The 1,840-nt window shown below is 47.9% G+C and carries 3 protein-coding genes and 2 pseudogenes; all 5 read left to right on the top strand.

Annotation, left to right across the window (positions count from 1 at the left end; all coding sequences use genetic code 11):
* Window positions 1–293 precede the first annotated feature (293 nt).
* Window positions 294–455, top strand: coding sequence for a protease FtsH-inhibitory lysogeny factor CIII (locus tag QZ506_RS18925; RefSeq protein ID WP_291973117.1), 162 nt, complete (start codon window positions 294–296; stop codon window positions 453–455).
* A gap of 164 nt (window positions 456–619) precedes the next feature.
* On the top strand, window positions 620–835 hold the full coding sequence (locus QZ506_RS18920) for a hypothetical protein (protein WP_291973115.1): 216 nt from the start codon (window positions 620–622) through the stop codon (window positions 833–835).
* Window positions 756–995 carry an excisionase gene (locus QZ506_RS21730; protein ID WP_367273040.1) on the top strand — a complete coding sequence of 80 codons (240 nt, stop codon included), beginning with the start codon at window positions 756–758 and terminating at the stop codon, window positions 993–995. The genes QZ506_RS18920 and QZ506_RS21730 overlap by 80 nt, the downstream gene beginning before the upstream one ends.
* A pseudogene (locus tag QZ506_RS21725) lies at window positions 973–1,275 on the top strand (phage integrase Arm DNA-binding domain-containing protein). Before QZ506_RS21730 ends, QZ506_RS21725 begins: the two are co-directional and overlap by 23 nt.
* Before the next feature lie 278 nt (window positions 1,276–1,553).
* A pseudogene (locus QZ506_RS18915) lies at window positions 1,554–1,840 on the top strand (transposase); the annotation flags it as partial.

The raw sequence follows: 1,840 nt of genomic DNA, 5'->3' as shown, positions 1-1,840 counted from the left end.
TGCTGCGGGCGTACGCCGATGGCCACTTTACTCGATGGAAAACGGATCTGGGCAGAAAAGAATCTGAACCAGATGTAATCTGACAGACACCTGTATAAATAATCGGTAACTGTCAGATCAGGTCTGAGCTAGTACAGCTTATCCATGCAAGACGCATCCAACGAACCGGTTATTTATCAATACGACTCTCCCTCTACTGGCGCATGTTATCGAAAGATAATGGGCAGATTTGGAAAACCATGAATCATGCGACATACAACACACAAATAACACAATAATAACAGGAGCACCCCATGAATTACGCATTCACGGGTAATGCTGCCCTCATGGGGAGCTATCACCCGGAAGAAACCCAATTGGATAAAATCGTAAAATGGCTGAGAAACGGATACCGAAAGCTTATCGATATCCTCGAGCAGCAAGGCAACCCTCTACGATCTGCCCCAGCACCTTAATCAAGGCTGTTACAGCCTGAAATCACCTTCGGCTTTGTTGAATAAATAGATTTTATGCTGGCAGCCCAGTGAAACGACGGATCCTCGCAACGTAAAATCATGCAGTTAGGCCTCATGAGAAAAATGTACACCTGAGATAACAAGCATTTTCTACCAAAACTGGCATGGAAAAACAGCATGATTACCTATTATTCAACAAAGCCATCACCTTCACCACCGCATTTCTTCGATTGGTCATTCACCCACCCGCTCGCAGTCATGACGAACGGCTCAGCGGCCTGATTTTAGCAGAGGTCAATTATGGTATACATCACCTTATCCGAGTGGAATCGGCGGCAACCCCGTCCGCGTTGTATGGAAACGCTAAGACGAGCAGCTAGAAATGTACGTTTTGACCCGCCAGAGATATTTGAAGGCAGGGAATATTTGGTTGATGAAACCGCCGAGAGGGTAAGCCGAAACAACTCACTCCATTCATCCAACCCTATCAAATCATTATTAGTATCGAGGATAAAACATGGCACACCGGAGAAGCCATAAGAACCGCGATTTTCCGCCAAACCTGCAACAGCGCAATGGCGGCTATTTTTGCTACCTCGACCCACGCATAGGGAAATAGCATGGCCTCGGACGCAATCGGCGGGAGGCTATTACACAAGCCATAGCAGCTAATATGGCGATTTATGGCTCATCAAAGCAATCACCACTCGTTGACCGCATTAGCGGTATGCATACGACGACCGTTAGTCAACGGTCTGAGCGTTATCTGACTATACTCGAAGGACGGAAGCTCAAACCGAAGACATTGCCTCGTTCCTGAATCAGTGGGTAAAGGCGGTGAGAGTGACAATGGCAAACCGCATCAGGGCATTGCTGCTTGACTTGTTTCGTTAGGCCATTGCCGAAGGAGTGACCAAAAGCAATCCAGCCGAAGCTACGCGCAACCAGCGTGTAGAAATTCAACGTGAGCGCATAACTTTGGACGATTGGAAGGCTATCCGTAAAGCAGCAGATAAATTACCTGCATGGACGTCTTTACGTCAGACAGGAAAAAACAGGCATGATGTTGGCTATCGCGGAAACGACCCGCCTTGAATGGGCTTTGTTGACTCGATTTTTAAACTGATTAAATTGTCGCTGCATTGTCCAGACTATTCGCTGCTCAGCAAGCGAGCAAAGACAGTGAACATCAGCATAAAAACGCCAACCCGTGGTGAAATCTCACATCTGGTCATTGATGGAGCTGGCCTGAAGGTCTTTGGCGAAGGCGAATGGAAAGTCCGGCAGCATGGTGCCGACAGACGCAGGGTATGGCGTAAGCTGCACCTGGCGGTAGACAGTGTGACGCATGAGATTATCTGTGCGGATTTGTCGCTCAGTGGTAC

It is taken from the genome of Candidatus Symbiopectobacterium sp. (assembly GCF_020054415.1).
GTDB lineage: Bacteria > Pseudomonadota > Gammaproteobacteria > Enterobacterales > Enterobacteriaceae > Symbiopectobacterium.
Note: the sequence above shows the minus strand (reverse complement) of the source record. Positions and strands in the feature narration are given on the sequence as shown.